This is a genomic window from Streptomyces sp. NPDC097129, assembly GCF_055668065.1.
Map to the genome: position 1 here is coordinate 394,971 of NZ_JBVOQE010000008.1, position 14,709 is coordinate 409,679.

Here is a 14,709-nt window from a genome sequence, read left to right on the forward strand (position 1 = left end):
TCAGACGTGGCCCGGCAGACCGGCGCCGGTGGTGGTGTAGTCGTCCCGGCCGAGCAGGTCCTTGGGGTCGGACATCTGCCCGTCGACCTCGACCCAGCCGACGTAGTGCTCCGAGGACCAGTCGAGGGCGCGCTGGATCTCCTCCGGGAACGACCGGATCTGCTCGAGCGTGTAGGTGAGGAAGTGGTTCTCCTCGGGACGCAGGAAAGCGAGGTCGTAGCCCGTCGACAGACCGAAGCGGTACTGGTCCGAGGTGGTGTTCCGGCCGCCACCGTGGTAGGTGGAGCCGATCCAGATGAGCGCCGAGCCGGCCTTCATTTCGGTCGGGACGGCCTCCTCGAGTCGCGGCGCGCGCTCGTCGTCCCACAGGTGCGAGCCCGGAATGACGAGGGTGCCGCCGTTGTCGGCGGTGAAGTCGCTGACCGCCACCATGATCTGCACCCGGGCCTCGCGGCCATAGGCGGGGTGCCGCCACAGCCAGACCGAGTCGTCGCGGTGGAGCGGCTGCGAGCCCTGTCCCGGGCCGATCTTGATGGCCATCGTCGCGCCGATGTGCATACCGGCGGGGAAGGGCACCGACTCCTCACCCATGTGGACGTTGATCGGCTTGCTGAGGATGCGCTCGGCAACGCCTCGGAACAACGGGTTCAGCGCGATCGTCGCCATGTGCTCGGTCCGCGCGAACAAGCCGCACGCACGCTTGGTCCTGTTGCCGGCGAACACCTCGTCGTGGCCCGCGTCGACCCCGTCCAGCACGGGGTCCAGGTCCTTCTTGATGCCTTCGATCGTGGCCTCGTCGAAGAGCCCTTCGATGATCACTCCGCCGTCTCGCATGATCACCTCGACCGCGGCTTCCGCGGTGGCGTCGGGCGTGAGACGCGCGAGTTCGTTCTTCGTCATGACAGGTCCGTTCTTGCAGGAGCTGGGCCGCGCCGGAGGGGCGCCGACCTCTCGATGTGCCCCGTACGCTAGGGCAAAGTTAGTCAGCCGTTCAAGACGTATGACTAAGAAATTAGGCGGCTCAGTCGCGGGCAAACTGTTAGACTGAGTCTTGACTTAATCAATCGTCCGACTATGTGGACGCCTCGCAATGGGAGGATTTCGTGGCACGTCGGATCCCCGCCGCCCAACGGCGCAGTGACTTCGTCAACGCCGCCGTGGAAGTCATCGCGATCCACGGCATCGAGGGCGCGACAACCCGACGGATTGCCGAGCAGGCCCAGGCGAACCTGGCGCTGCTGCACTACTGCTACAACTCCAAGGAGGACCTCTTCGCCGATGTCTACGAGTTCGTAGCCGGCAAGTTCCGTGAGGTGCTGACAGCCAGTGATCCGCACTCGGACCTCATGGCCACGGCTCGCCAACTCCTGCGCGGTGTCATGGAGTTCTACCTCGAGTCAGCCAGCTTCACCGCGGCCACACTGGAACTCATCAGCTGGGCAAGGCGTCAGCACGGAGACCGCGGTATCGCGGTCTACGACCAGGCTCTTGAAACGGTGCGCACTGTGCTGCGGGGCGCCGGCTCCGAGCATCCGGTCGAACCGGAAACCATCAATCAGATCGCCTACACCATCGCCACCTTGGCCGACGGCTTCGCCCTGAACTGGTACACCTACGGGGATCGGTCCGCCGCAATGGAGCAGATGGACGTCGCCGTCTCCGTACTCGACAGTTGGCTCGCGGCCCGGCTCGGCTCTGCGCCCGCGACGCTGTGAGGGCCTCCCCAGGCACTGCGGAGGACCCTGGAGTGAGCGCACCGAGGAGTGCACGGTCGGAGGCCCGGGGTCGGGCCTCCGGCAGATCATGTGTGGTGTTGATTCACAACGGCAGGTCGGGCGAGTCCACGCCGACGACCCGGTCACCGCAGAAGACGCGTACCGACTCCGCCGGCCCGTGCCCGCCGATGCCGGCCTTGCCCCAGAAGCTCTGAGCCGACTCCTCACCGAGGTCGGCGAGCTTGGCGCCGTTGACGCGCACCTCGCCGGAGGCGATGCGGGAGCCGACGCCGATCGCGCGGTCGGTGTCAGCCCCGAACACGTAGGCATCGAGGCCCGAGGGATTGGCATTGGCGAAGTGCAACGCCTGTTCGTCTGAGTCCACGGCGTGCAGGGAGACGAGCGGCCCGAACAACTCGGCGTTGGCCTGAGCCGGATCGGCGCCGACGGCGATCGTCGGCGACAGGAAGAAGCCGTCGAGCTCGGGCAGCCGGGCGGGCCCATGGATGGTCGCCCCCAGGTCACGCAGCCCCTCGATCCTGCTCCGGAGGGTCTGGAAATGCGGCGCATTGGAGATCGGGCCGACCTCGGCGTTCTCGTCGAGCGAGTGACCGACGACGAGCTTGGAGATCCGCTCGGTCAGCGCCTCGCGAAGAGGGCCGACGAGGCTGCGGTGCGCGAGGATTTTGCCCGGCCCCTCACACCACTGACCGTTGAGCTTGGTCATGCCGTCGAGGATGCCGTCGGCGGTGACATCGAGGTCGGCGTCGTCCAGGACGAGCACCGGATTGTTGCCGCCGAGCTCCAGCTGCAAGACCTTGAAGTCCTCCGCGGCGGCTCGCGCGATGGCACGGCCGGCGCCCGGTCCGCCGGTGAACGAGACGACCTTGACACGCGAGTCGGCAGTCAGCCTGGCGCCGACGTCGCCGCCGCCGTGCACCAGCTGCAGCGCGCCGCTGGGCAGGCCCGCCTCGACGAAGCACTCGACGATGATCTGCGCGCTGCCGGGCGCGTGCTCGGAGGGCTTGAGGATGATGGGGCAACCCGCCGCCATCGCACTGGCGATCTTGGCCGCGGGAATGAAGCTCGGACCGTTCCACGGTGTGAGGATCGCGGCCGGCCCCCACGGCACCTTGTAGAGCCGGACGTCGCGGCCGCCGGCCGCCAGCGCGGTGACGCGCGGAATGTTCATCAGGTCCGACGCCGACGCCCGGATCCTCGCGGGCAGGAAGGCGGCGACCTTGCGGGTGACGCTGATGGGTGTACCGCTGGTCAGCGAGTCCGTCCGTGCGATGTCTTCGCCGCGGGTCTCGAGGATCTCGGCGACGCGTTCGAGCATGTCGGCGCGCTCACGCCGGGCGTCCTCGTCCCAGCGGCCGATGTCGTACACGCGTTCCGCGTGCCGCAGCGCCCGATCGAGATCGTCGGGTGCTGTCGTGACGAAGCGGTGGACGGGCTCGCGTGTGTTGGGGTCGAGGTTCCAGACGTCATCGACCGTCGGGCACTCGCTCCAGTCGTCGGCGATGTAGTTCACCGGCTGGGGAATCGTGATCTCGTTGCTCGCCATGGAGCTCACCTCTGCGTTCACTCGTCGGTCAGGACTGGAGATCGACGACGATGCGGGTCACGTCACCGGACTTCATGGCCTGGAAGCCCTCGTTGATCTCGCCGAAGGGGATGACCCGTGTCACCATCTCGTCGAGCAGCAGGCGTCCCTGCTGGTACAGGCGCGCGAGCTGGAGGATGTCCTGCCGCGCCTGACCCGAGCCCATGTAGGAGCCGATGAGCCGCTTCTCCTCGAAGAAGAAGTCCGATGCCGGGATGCTGAGCTGGGTCCCTCCGGGCGCGATCCCGACCAGGCACGCGGTACCCGTCGGGCGCAGGACGGCCACGGCCGTCGCCGCGGTGCGGGCCGAGCCGACCGCCTCGAAGGAGTAGTCCACCCCGTCGCCCAGATGGCGGTGGAGTTCTGCGACGACGTCGCCGCCTGAGGCGTTGACGACGTGGGTGGCGCCGTAGCCGCGCGCGGCCTTGAGGCGTTCGTCGTCCAGGTCGATCGCGACGATCGCGGACGCGCCGGCGAGCCTGGCCCCCTGGATGATGGCCGATCCGACCCCGCCACAACCGATGACCGCCACAGTGCTGCCGGGCCTCACCCGAGCGCCGCGGAAGACGGCGCCGACTCCGGTCACGACGCAGCAGGAAAGAAGGCACCCGACGTGCAGCGGTACGTCGTCGGGGAGCTTCACCAGGGCGTTCTCACGCATGAGGACGTGCCGGGAGAACGCCCCGATGTCGCCGAGCCGCTCGATCGGCCGGCCGTCCAGGGTCCGGAACGCCGGCCGCGGACGGCGGCGTATCTCCTCGACACGCCGGCACTGGGTCGACCGTCCCGCCTCACAGTTGACGCAGCGGCCGCACGAGGGGGTCAGCGCGCCCACCACGCGGTCCCCGGGACTCAGGCCGGACACCTGCGCCCCGACCGCCTCGACCACGCCCGCCACCTCGTGCCCGACCACCACCGGCAGGCCGGTCGGAACCGTCCCCGTCATGTAGTGCAGGTCGCTGTGGCACAGCCCCACGTGCGTGACCGCGACCCGTACCTCGTGCGGTTCCGGGTCGTCCACGCGGATGACGGTCAGCTCGAGTGGCTCGTTGACCGCGGTGAGTACCGCGGCCTGGGTGTCGATCATGTCGACGTCCCCTCTGTCGGTTCCTGTGCATTGGTCTGTTGAAGGTGAGGGCGAGCCCCCGGGGCGGGGCTTACGCGCCGTTGGCCCTGGCGGACCAGAAGCCCTTGATCCCGGCACTGAGGACGCCGCTGTCCCACGCCTTCCTCGCAGCGAGGTCCTCACGGGCGAAGGCCGCTTCGATCTCCTCTGCCCGGGGGCGCAGGAGAGCAAGGTGGAGGGCCGTCGTGTTTCCCTTGGGCGTCCACTCGATGACGGTGTCGATAGCCCGGCCGATGAGGGCGTCGGGCTCGACGATCTCGTCGAGGAGCCCGATCCGCAGCGCCTCGTCGGCTCCGATCCGGGGCGATCCGAGCACGAGGCGCATCGCATGGCTCCCGACGAGGCGCCCGAGCAGCACGCTGGAAGCGTTCGAGATCGTGATGCCCCGGCCGTTCTCCGGCTGGTAGTACTCCGTCGCCCGCGTTCCGATGCGGGCGTCGCAGCACAAGGTGATCTCCGAGGCTCCGCCGACCGCGAGTCCGTTGACGGCCGCGACGACGGGTACCCGCGTCTGCAGGATGGCCCGGGTGATGTCGTGGAAGCTCTCGAACGCCTCGTGGAGTTCAGCGTCCGTGGACGGCGCGCTCTGGAGGTCCTCCCCCGCGGAGAAGGCCCGCCCCTCGCCGGTGAGGACGATCCCGCGCACGCTGTCGCCGGTGCCGAACTCGCGGATGACCGTCGCCAGCCGCAGCCGGGTGGCGACGTCCATGGCGTTGAGCTTCTCGGGGCGCCGGAGCGTCAGCACGGCAACGCCCCGCATGACGTCGACGTCGAGGAAGCCTCCGCCGGATGCGGCAGGTGCCACCGTCTTGTTCCGTCGTGCACCGAGGTCGTGGGTGACGCCGGGTTCGGCTGCGGCACGGGCTGTGAGGGCCGGCTTGGAGATGCGTTCGGACGGCGTCCGGGGGAAGTCGGCGACGAACTCCACATAGCGCGGCACCTTGAAGCGAGCGAGCTCCTTGCCGGCCCGCTCGACGATCTCCTCAGCCGTCGCACGATCGGCCGGCACGCCGGCCGCCAGCTGGACGAAGGCCTTCACCTCCTCACCGAGGACCTCGTCGGGTTCGGCGACGACCGCGGCCGCCACGACCACGTCGTCGCGCTCCAGGGCGGCCTCGACCTCGACGCTCGCGACGTTCTCGCCACCGCGACGCACCATGTCCTTGATCCTGCCGACCAGTTGGATGCCCTGATCGGCTCGTCGGACGACGACGTCACCGGTATGGAGCCAGCCGTCCCGCAGAACCCTGGCCGTGTCCTCGGGGCGGTTCCAGTAACCGCTCATCATGGGCTTGCCCGAGATGAGCAGTTCACCGGGATCGCCGGCCGGCACCTCGATGCCGTCGGGGTCCACGACGCGGACCCGCTTGGTCGGCACCGGCCGCCCCAGGCTCCCGCTCCCGACGGCGTCGGCGTCGCTGAACGGGCTGAACAGGTCGACACCGGACTCGGTCATCCCGTAGATCTCCCGCCAGGGCGCACCCCACCGTTCCTCCAGCTGCGCGTGCAGGGAGGCGGGAATGCCCGAACAGAGCACCTGGCGTACGGCGTTGTCGCGGTCCTCCGGCGTGGGCGGCTGCTTGAACAGCAGCGTGGGCATCGACCCGAGGACGTAGAAGAAGGTCGCGCGGTGCCGGCGGACGTCGGCCATGAAGGTCGACGCGGAGAACCGGGGCAGCACGACCAGCGGAGCCCCGATCGTGAGAGCGAGCGCCGTGTTCCACTGCGGGTCCATGTAGGAGAACGGCTGCGCCGTCAGCAGCACCTCCTCGGAACCGAGTCCGGTCGCCGCCGCGCAGATCCAGCCCAGCCGGACCCAGTAGTCGTGGGTGAGCATGCACGCCTTGGGAAAACCGGTCGTACCGGAGGTGTACTGCAGGTTCGCCAGCGTCCCGGCATCGACCGGTGCCACCGGCGCCCTGCGCGGGAAGGACTCGGACCCGTCGTCGGCGACGTCGACGACACGAAGGCCGGTGAGCCCGTCCTCGGTCGTCATGACGTCGGCGATCAGCCCGGTCCGTTCGGAGTCGGTGAACACGACGCGTGCCCCCGAGTCCCGCAGGACGAAGGCGAGGTCACCCCGCCGGTAGGAGGAGTTGATCGGCACTGCGACCGCTCCGGCCTTGAGGGCGGCGAGCCACACGACGGGCCACTGCACGACGTTGGGGAGCATGATCGCTACACGGTCGCCCGGCTGTACGCCGTCGAGCTCGATCAACCGGTGTGCCAGCCTGGAGGTCCATGCGTCGATGTCGGCGAAGCTCCATGACCGTTCGCCGAAGCGCAGGAACTCGCGTTCCGGTGCGTCCTGTGCACGCCGTGACAGCAGCTCGGTCAGCGTCGGGACGGTGGGGTCCGCGCCGATCTGTTCGGGCTTCACGACCGGCAGGGGACGCGAGTGCGTGCGACCGGCTTGTTCGACTGCCACGTTCTGAGTCATCGCAGGCTCCTGTGCGTCTGTTCACCGCGGTGGGCCGCGAGCAGCTCCGCCGCGGCCCGCACGATCCACGTCATCGTCGGGTCCGCGCTCTTCATCCACTCGGGGTGCCACTGGACTCCGAGGACCGGAGCGCCGGGGAGCTCCACCGACTCGATCACGCCGTCGCTCGTCCGTCCGGTCACGACCAGGCCGGTGCCGCAGCGGTCGACGGCCTGGTGGTGCCAGGAGTTGGTCAGTGCGTGTTCGCCGAACAGGCCCGCGGCGAGCGAGCCCTGCTCGAAGGTCACGAGGTGATCAGCGGTGCCGTCGGTGGGTGCGGCCTCGGTGGACAGGTGACTCACGGAGCCGGGCGGAAGATCGGCGATGAGTGTGCCGCCGAGGGCGACGTTGAGCACCTGCAGGCCGCGGCACACGCCCAGCACGGGAATGCCCCGCTCCAGCGCGGCCCGGACGAGCTCGATCTCGTACTCGTCCCGAGCCACGTCGTGGACCATCGGGTCCGTCCGTGGGTCGATGTCGCGGACCACTGCCGTGTCGCCGCCCCAGCACGCCGGATGGACGTCCTGTCCGCCGGTGATCACCACACCGGACAGCCACTCGCAGATGTCCGTCGCGTCGGTGTCGTACGACAGGTGCACGGGGAGTCCACCGGCCTGCGCGATGCGGCTTGCGAAGTCCGCCATGTAGCTGTCGGTGCAACGGTCGCCGTACCGCTCGTCGGCTCCCTTGAGCAGGTGCAGCCGGTACCGCCGCCCGGTGATGCCGATCACCGGGCGCACCGTCACGGCCGTGTCACGCCCGCTCACGGCAGTTCGAAGTAGCGAGTCGACTCCCACTCCGAGAGCTCGGCGAACGGGTCACCGCCGGCGGTGTGGAACTGCATCCACTCCCACTTGCGCGACGCGATCCAGCAGTCGACGAACTCCTCGCCGAGAAGGTCGCGGAGGATCGGGTCGGCTTCCAGGGCAGCCGCGGCCTTCGTGATGGTGTCCGGGATCCGGTCGACGCCGAGGCCCGGCGGCAGACACCACGCCATCTCGGTGACCTGCTGGGGCGGGTCGATCTTCCGCTCGACACCGGCGATGACGCCGGCCAGCACGCCGGCGAGCGCGAGGTAGAGGTTCGCGTCCGCGCCCGGGAGGCGGTACTCGAGACGGGAGTACTTGGGGTGTCCGCAGACGGCGCGTACCGCGGCGGTCTTGTTGCTGATGCCCCAGCTGATCGTGACCGGCGGTCCGCTGAGATCGACCAGCCGCCGGTACGACGTGATCTGCGGCAGCACGATCGAGGTGTTGCCCTCCATCGTCGCCAGCAGCCCGCCGATGGCGTGCAGCATCGTGTCCGACGGTCCGTTCTCGGCGTAGAACGCGTTGGCGCCGTCGCGTTGCAGGGAGAGATTGATGTGGGATGCCTGGCCGTAACCGGCGGTGGGCTTGGCCATGAAGGTGACGCTGTGCCCGCGCTCGAACGCGACCTCGCGCATGATCTGGCGGGTCCGTGCCCAGGCGTCGCCGACCTTGATCGGGTCGCCCGGTGCGAGGTTGAGCTCGATCTGACCGGCGGCGTCCTCGTCGCTCCACGCCTCCCATTCGATGCCGACCTCATCGAGGCGGTCGGCCACCGCGTTCATGTAGTCGATCCAGTCCTTCGACTTGGCGAGGTGGTACGCCGTACCCGCGCTGCCGCCCAAGGGGGTCAGGTCGCGATACCCGCGGGCGCGCGCCTCGTGGATCGGCTCCTCGAAGACGGTCGCCTCGATCTCGACCGCGACGGTCGCGGTGAATCCGTGCGTCGCCAGCCGCTCGACCATCTTCCGCACGAGGTTGCGCGGACAGAGAGGGACCGGCGTGCCGTCCTTGAGCCAGTAGTCGCCGATGACCGAGTCCAGGCCCGGCTTCCACTCGACCAGGGTCGACATGTCGGGGCGGAAGTAGACATCGTCGAGGTGGCCACGCCAGGCGGGGTAGGCGGAACCGAAGGTGGGAAGGTTGCCGAGGTCGAGGCCGAACAGGAGATCCGCGAAGGGGAAACCCGCGTCCTTGCCCGCGGCGAACTTCTTGGGCGAGACGTTCTTGCCGAGGAAACATCCTTCGGGGTTGGTCGCCTCGAGCCGGACGGCTCGCGCGCCGGAGTCGCGAAGCGGCGCGCTCGTGGCGGTGGTGCTGAGGTCAGACATCGAAACGAACCTTCCAGGAGGCGCCGACCATCACGGACAGCTGGGACATGGTGCCCTGGATGCCCAGGGCACCCGAGGACAGGACAGCGACGAGGTCGTCGGCACCGGAGAACACGCCGGCGAGCGTCTCGGGAGCACCGGCGATCAGGTACTGCGTGGGGCCGTCGCCGAGCACGGCCTGCTCCAGGCCCTCGGGCCCCTCGGTGACCGCGATCAGCACGTCGGGGATGCCCGGCAGGGAACGTGTCGCGTCCCAGAACCGCTGAGCGGCCTCCCGCCACCCGGGCAGCGGCGGCGTGAGCGCCTGCAGGACACCCCCGGCCAGGTCGGCGTCACCGGAGGGATCCGCCGTCGGCTCGAAACGCGCGTTGAGGTCGACGGTGAGCGCGGCGTCCGGCTCGCCCAGCACTCCGCTGGACACGTCGATTCCGTTGTCACCGAAGGTGATCGTCGCTGTCTGGGGCGTGTCGTGGGAGTGAATCGCCACCGTGCCGGTCGACCTGGTCAGGGCGTCGACGGCATGCCCGGTCCGGACGGAGTCGCGCAGCGTGCGGCCGATCAATCGCACGAGGGGACTGGCATCGTCCTCGATCCTGACGTCGACCTCTGCGGCGCCCGCCGAGGTCGACGTGGGGGCCGTCATGGTTTCGGCCATCCTTCGGTCCTTTCGACTTCACGAACCACGCGACCCGTAGGGGCGCCGCACGGCCTCTGGGAATCCGCGATCTCTTAGTCATCTGACTCAATCGCGTGACTAGGATGGTGGGGCACGGACAGCAACGTGTCAACACCTCTCCTCGTCCCTCGCCGGAAAGGCCCCCGCGCATGACCAAGTCCGTTCCACCGAGCTGGGAGCGCCTCGACGCCGATGCGCTCCTCGTCGCCCAGGCCCTCGCCGAGGCGCTGCCCACTCCCGTCCGCGAGCTCGGAGCCCGGGCGGCGCGCGAGCTGCTCGCGAGCACGCCGTCCGACCGTCCGCTGACGCCCCTCGACCGGGTCGAAGCGGTGATCGTCCCGACGCGTTCCGGACCACTGCGGGCGCGCCTGTACCACCCGCCCGGCTCGCCGGCCGAGGATGTGCGGCCGACGCTGCTGTATCTGCACGGCGGCGGATTCGTACTCGGAACCCTCGACGGAGTGGACGAGGTCTGCCGCGCCATCGCCGCCCGGTCCGGGTGGGCAGTGGTCTCCTTGGAGTACCGGCTCGCCCCTGAGCACCCGTACCCGGCGGCCCTCGAGGACTCGCTGGACACGCTGGCCTGGCTGCGCGGGTCAGCCCAGGTTCGGGGCATCGACCCGGGTGTGATCGCCGTCGGCGGCGACTCCGCGGGCGGCAACCTCGCCGCCGCGCTCTGCCTCCACCTCCGGGACCACGGACTTCCGCTCCCCGTGTCGCAGGTCCTCGTCTATCCCGCGGTCGACGACCGGTTCTGCGCGCCGTCCTGGACCCGGTTCGCCGACGCGCCCCTGCTGACCACGGCCGATGCCCGCTGGCTCTGGGAGCAGTACATCGGCCCTGGCCGCCAGGGCGGCGTCGACCAGTACGCGGCGCCCATGAAGGCCGCGTCCCTGCGTGGACTGCCGCCGGCCCTGGTCCTCACCGCCGAGGTCGACCCGCTGCGCGACGACGCCGAGGCGTACGCCGAACGACTGCGACTCGACGGCGTACCGACTACTGCCATTCGGCACCCGGGGGTGTTCCACGGCTTCTTCACCGAGGTCGGCGTCTTCGCCCGGACCGACGCGGCGATCGACGACGTGGTGCGGCATCTGCGCGGCATCACCGCCGCCCGCGCCGCATCGACTTCCTGATGGCCGCCGGACATTGACGAGGTCACCGTCGGTAGTTACATTCTTGGTCATTCGACCTAGACATATGACTATCACCGTGCCGTCCGTCAGCCACCCTGGACCACGAGAAGGCAGAGCCCATGACTGACACCTCCTCCACCGCCCCGGTCGTCGACGTCCTGTGCGTCGGCGCCGGGTTCTCCGGCCTGTACGCCGCCTACAAGGCGGCCGAGCAAGGCTGGACGTTCGCCGGGTTCGAGACCGCCCCCGACGTCGGCGGCACCTGGTACTGGAACACGTATCCCGGGGCCCGATGCGACGTCGAGAGCATCTACTACTCGTACTCGTTCAGCGAGGAACTCCAGCGGGAGTGGACCTGGAGCGAGCGCTTCGCCCCGCAGGCGGAGATCCTGACCTACATCAACCACGTCGCCGACCGCTTCGACCTTCGCCGGCACTTCCGGTTCAACTCCAAGGTGGTCGCGGCCAACTGGCTTCCGGACGAGCACCTGTGGGAGGTGACCCTCGACTCCGGCGGCACCCGCCGTGGCCGCTACCTCCTGGCCGGCTCGGGCGGACTGTCGACACCGAAGGAATTCGACGTGCCCGGCCTGGAGAAATTCACCGGGCTGACGGTGTCGACGAGCCGCTGGACGATCTCGCTCGACGACCTCGCCGGCAAACGGGTCGCCGTCATCGGCACAGGATCGTCGGGCGTACAGTGCATCCCGCTCATCGCCGAGGTGGCCGAGCACCTGACCGTGTTCCAGCGGACTCCCAACTACGTCTTCCCCGCTCGCAACACCTCGCTGCCCGCGGAGACCGTCGCTGAGATCAAGGCCAAATACCCCGCCATCCGCGAGGAGTGCCGGCAGTCCCCCGGCGGAATTCCGGACCGCCCCGTGACCGACTGCGCCTTCGACGTCTCCGACGAAGAGCGTCAGGAGCGCTACGAGCGGGCCTACGAGCGCAGCGGGTTCCTCGGCGTCGGTGCGGAGTTCGCCGACCTGCTCACCAACCCGGAGGCCAACGAGACCGCAGCGGAGTTCGTGCGTCAGAAGATCCGTCAGATCGTCCGTGATCCGCGGACCGCGTCCCTGCTCGAACCCCGGTTCCACCCGCTGGGTGCCAAGCGCAGCTGCTTCGGAACCGACTTCTACGAGACATTCAATCGTCCGAACGTCTCGCTCGTCTCGCTGCGCGACGAGCCGATCGCGACCATGACCTCCGGCAGCATCATCACCGAGAGCGGCTCCTACGACGTCGACGCCATCGTTCTCGCGATCGGTTTCGACGCCTTCACCGGACCGCTGTACGCGCTCAACGTGACGACGCCCGAGGCAGGCACGCTCCAGGACGCGTGGCGCGACGGCGTGCGCACGTACCTGGGCGTCATGACCGCCGGATTCCCCAACTTCTTCATGATCGCCGGCCCGCAGAGCCCCGCGCTGGCGAGCAACGTCGTCGTGACGATCGAGCAGGCGGTCGACTGGATCGCCGACCTGATCGCCCATGCCAGGGAAGAGGGTGGCGACGTCGTCGAAGCCACTCCCGAGGCCCAGGACGACTGGGTGACCATCACCGAGGCCACGGTCAACCAGACGCTGTACGCGACCACCGACTCCTGGTACCGCGGTTCCAACGTGACCGGCAAGCCGACCACCTTCCTCGGCTACGTCGGTGGCGTCGGCAAGTACCGCCGCATGTGCACCGAGATCGCCAAGCGCGGCTACCCCGGTGTCAGGATCGACGGAGAGGCGGTTGCCCCCGGGATCGGCCGCATCGATGAGGAGATCGCGTGAAGGTCGTCCACCAGCGGTACGTCGCCCACTCCGATGCCCACTACGCGGGCAACCTGGTCGACGGCGCGTTCAGCCTGAAACTGTTCGGGGACGCCGGGACTCATCTGGCCATCGCCGTCGACGGCCACGAAAGCCTGTTTGCCGGGTATTCGTCGGTCGAGTTCCTGGCCCCGGTCCGCGGCGGCGACGTCATCGAGGTCGAAGCGCGTCTTGCATCCAAGGGGACCCGGAGCCGGACCATCGACTTCGAGCTGCGCGTCATCTGCCGTGCCATCGACGACACCGGCCGGGCCGAGGTGCTGGCCGAACCCATCGTCGCCACCCGTGCTCGGGGGACAGGTGTGGTCCCCGCCAACACCGGGACGGCGAACACCCGGCTCTAGAGACCCGTCAGCCATGCCCTCGACCAGGGCGGCTCTTTGTCTCGCTCCATCCGCATGGGGGCGCATGCGCCCCGGGCCGAGTCCTCATGGATCCACCACCCACCGACATCGAGAGAACTCCCATGCTGAACCTGTCAGTCCTGCTCGAGGACTCCGCCCGCTCGTTCCCCGACCGCGACGCGTTGGTCCTGGGGCCCACTCGGCTCACGTACGCACAGGTGGACGCCGCGGCCAACCAGGTCGCGAACCTCCTGGTCGCGCGCGGTATCCAGCCGGGCGACAAGGTGGCTCTGAGCTGCCCGAACCTGCCGTACTTCCCGATCGTCTATTACGGGATCCTCAAGGCCGGTGCGGTCGTCGTACCCCTCAACGTGCTGCTGAAGTCGCGCGAGGTCGCCTACCACCTGGCCGACGCGGACGTGAAAGCGTACTTCTGCTTCGAGGGCACGCCCGAGCTGGCGATGGCGGCGGAGGGCCACGTCGGTTTCCAGCAGGTGGACGGTGCCGAGCACTTCTTCGTGATCACCGCCGACCCGGCCGCCCCCAGTCCGATCGCCGGCACCGAGACCCTGGGCCAGGCCGTCGCCGGGATCAGCCCCGTCTTCGAGTCCGCCGTGACGGAGCCCGGCGATACCGCGATCATCCTGTACACCTCCGGCACCACCGGGCAGCCCAAGGGGGCCGAGCTGTCCCACGCCAACACGATGATGAACGTGGTGGCCAACAACCGGCTTTTCCAGAGCGAGCCGGCGACCGACAGTCACGTCGTCTGCCTCCCGCTGTTCCACACCTTCGGCGCCACCGTGCAGATGCACGCCGGGTTCTCGATGGCGGCAACGCTGCACCTGGTCCCACGGTTCGACGCCCACGCGGTGCTCGAACTGATGAACCGGGAGATCATCACCTTCTTCGCCGGCGTGCCGACCATGTGGTGGGGTCTGCTGAACGCGCTCGCCGACGACATCGACGTAGGCCGCATCGCGGACAACCTCCGCATCGGCATCTCGGGCGGCGCCTCCCTGCCGGTGGAGATTCTCCACCAGGTCAAGCAGCTCTTCGGCGTCACCGTCATCGAGGGATACGGACTCTCCGAAACCTCGCCGGTGGCCACGTTCGGCGACCGCAGGCTCCGGCCCCGACCGGGCTCGATCGGCACCCCGATCTGGGGTGTCGAGCTCAAGCTCATCGCACCCGACTGGACCGAGGTGACCAAGGTCGGCGAGGTCGGAGAGATTGCGATCAAGGGGCACAACGTGATGAAGGGCTATTACAACCGTCCCGCCGCGACGTCCGAGGTGATCCGCGACGGCTGGTTCCGCACCGGCGACCTGGCACGCAAGGACGAGGACGGCTTCTATCACATCGTCGACCGGTCCAAGGACCTCATCATCCGGGGCGGCTTCAACGTCTACCCGCGTGAGGTCGAGGAAGTCCTGATGACCCACCCTGCGGTCAGCCTGGCCGCCGTCGTCGGCGTACCCCACGACAGTCACGGCGAGGAGATCAAGGCCTTCGTCATCCTCCGGCCCGACGCCTCTCTCACCCCCGGCGAGCTCGTCGCCTGGGGCAAGGAGCAGATGGCCTCCTACAAGTACCCGCGCATCGTCGAGTTCGTGCCGAGCCTGCCGATGACGGCCACCGGAAAGATCCTCAAGCGCGAGCTGGCCTGA

At 68.8% G+C, this 14,709-nt stretch carries 12 protein-coding genes; 5 read left to right on the top strand and 7 right to left on the bottom strand.

Features of this window, described 5'->3' with window-relative positions; all coding sequences use genetic code 11:
- A complete protein-coding gene (locus AC0B9F_RS24495) occupies positions 1–900 on the bottom strand; it encodes a phytanoyl-CoA dioxygenase family protein (protein ID WP_472006048.1) in 900 nt (299 codons plus the stop codon).
- A 176-nt stretch (positions 901–1,076) separates the two neighbouring features.
- On the opposite strand from AC0B9F_RS24495, the gene AC0B9F_RS24500 reads away from it, so the two are divergent.
- Entirely contained in the window at positions 1,077–1,715 is a 639-nt protein-coding gene (locus tag AC0B9F_RS24500) for a TetR/AcrR family transcriptional regulator (RefSeq protein WP_472006050.1), read from the top strand.
- Between the two features lie 103 nt (positions 1,716–1,818).
- Here the strand turns inward: AC0B9F_RS24500 and AC0B9F_RS24505 are convergent, their stop codons facing one another.
- From AC0B9F_RS24505 to AC0B9F_RS24530, 6 genes are all read right to left on the bottom strand, one after another.
- Positions 1,819–3,282: an aldehyde dehydrogenase family protein gene (locus tag AC0B9F_RS24505; protein WP_472006052.1), complete on the bottom strand. Its 1,464-nt coding sequence runs from the start codon at positions 3,280–3,282 to the stop codon at positions 1,819–1,821.
- Positions 3,283–3,310: 28 nt separating this feature from the next.
- Positions 3,311–4,408, bottom strand: a complete 1,098-nt coding sequence (locus AC0B9F_RS24510) for a Zn-dependent alcohol dehydrogenase (protein WP_472006054.1) — start codon at positions 4,406–4,408, stop codon at positions 3,311–3,313.
- A 70-nt stretch (positions 4,409–4,478) separates the two neighbouring features.
- Positions 4,479–6,887: an AMP-binding protein gene (locus AC0B9F_RS24515; protein ID WP_472006056.1), complete on the bottom strand. Its 2,409-nt coding sequence runs from the start codon at positions 6,885–6,887 to the stop codon at positions 4,479–4,481.
- Positions 6,884–7,693: a gamma-glutamyl-gamma-aminobutyrate hydrolase family protein gene (locus tag AC0B9F_RS24520; protein WP_472006058.1), complete on the bottom strand. Its 810-nt coding sequence runs from the start codon at positions 7,691–7,693 to the stop codon at positions 6,884–6,886. The genes AC0B9F_RS24515 and AC0B9F_RS24520 overlap by 4 nt, the downstream gene beginning before the upstream one ends.
- The gene (locus AC0B9F_RS24525) at positions 7,690–9,063 is read right to left on the bottom strand and encodes a glutamine synthetase family protein (protein ID WP_472006060.1); all 1,374 of its coding nucleotides are present in this window, start codon (positions 9,061–9,063) and stop codon (positions 7,690–7,692) included. Before AC0B9F_RS24525 ends, AC0B9F_RS24520 begins: the two co-directional genes overlap by 4 nt.
- A complete protein-coding gene (locus AC0B9F_RS24530) occupies positions 9,056–9,718 on the bottom strand; it encodes a hypothetical protein (RefSeq protein ID WP_472006062.1) in 663 nt (220 codons plus the stop codon). Before AC0B9F_RS24530 ends, AC0B9F_RS24525 begins: the two co-directional genes overlap by 8 nt.
- Positions 9,719–9,888: 170 nt before the next feature.
- On the opposite strand from AC0B9F_RS24530, the gene AC0B9F_RS24535 reads away from it, so the two are divergent.
- The 4 genes from AC0B9F_RS24535 to AC0B9F_RS24550 all read left to right on the top strand — a co-directional run bounded on the left by AC0B9F_RS24535 (position 9,889) and on the right by AC0B9F_RS24550 (position 14,709).
- The gene (locus AC0B9F_RS24535; RefSeq protein WP_472006064.1) at positions 9,889–10,875 is read left to right on the top strand and encodes an alpha/beta hydrolase; all 987 of its coding nucleotides are present in this window, start codon (positions 9,889–9,891) and stop codon (positions 10,873–10,875) included.
- Positions 10,876–10,994: 119 nt separating this feature from the next.
- Complete coding sequence (locus AC0B9F_RS24540; protein ID WP_472006066.1) at positions 10,995–12,656, top strand: flavin-containing monooxygenase; 1,662 nt, start codon at positions 10,995–10,997, stop codon at positions 12,654–12,656.
- Entirely contained in the window at positions 12,653–13,039 is a 387-nt protein-coding gene (locus AC0B9F_RS24545; RefSeq protein ID WP_472006068.1) for a hotdog domain-containing protein, read from the top strand. The genes AC0B9F_RS24540 and AC0B9F_RS24545 overlap by 4 nt, the downstream gene beginning before the upstream one ends.
- A 122-nt stretch (positions 13,040–13,161) precedes the next feature.
- The gene (locus tag AC0B9F_RS24550; RefSeq protein WP_472006070.1) at positions 13,162–14,709 is read left to right on the top strand and encodes a long-chain-fatty-acid--CoA ligase; all 1,548 of its coding nucleotides are present in this window, start codon (positions 13,162–13,164) and stop codon (positions 14,707–14,709) included.

What these genes read in the sequence shown, in the direction of transcription:
- AC0B9F_RS24495 (WP_472006048.1), bottom strand. Translation starts at nt 900, where the DNA reads ATGACGAAGAACGAACTCGCGCGTCTCACGCCCGACGCCACCGCGGAA.
- AC0B9F_RS24505 (WP_472006052.1), bottom strand. Translation starts at nt 3,282, where the DNA reads ATGGCGAGCAACGAGATCACGATTCCCCAGCCGGTGAACTACATCGCC.
- AC0B9F_RS24510 (WP_472006054.1), bottom strand. Translation starts at nt 4,408, where the DNA reads ATGATCGACACCCAGGCCGCGGTACTCACCGCGGTCAACGAGCCACTC.
- AC0B9F_RS24515 (WP_472006056.1), bottom strand. Translation starts at nt 6,887, where the DNA reads ATGACTCAGAACGTGGCAGTCGAACAAGCCGGTCGCACGCACTCGCGT.
- AC0B9F_RS24525 (WP_472006060.1), bottom strand. Translation starts at nt 9,063, where the DNA reads ATGTCTGACCTCAGCACCACCGCCACGAGCGCGCCGCTTCGCGACTCC.
- AC0B9F_RS24530 (WP_472006062.1), bottom strand. Translation starts at nt 9,718, where the DNA reads ATGGCCGAAACCATGACGGCCCCCACGTCGACCTCGGCGGGCGCCGCA.
- AC0B9F_RS24535 (WP_472006064.1), top strand. Translation starts at nt 9,889, where the DNA reads ATGACCAAGTCCGTTCCACCGAGCTGGGAGCGCCTCGACGCCGATGCG.
- AC0B9F_RS24540 (WP_472006066.1), top strand. Translation starts at nt 10,995, where the DNA reads ATGACTGACACCTCCTCCACCGCCCCGGTCGTCGACGTCCTGTGCGTC.
- AC0B9F_RS24550 (WP_472006070.1), top strand. Translation starts at nt 13,162, where the DNA reads ATGCTGAACCTGTCAGTCCTGCTCGAGGACTCCGCCCGCTCGTTCCCC.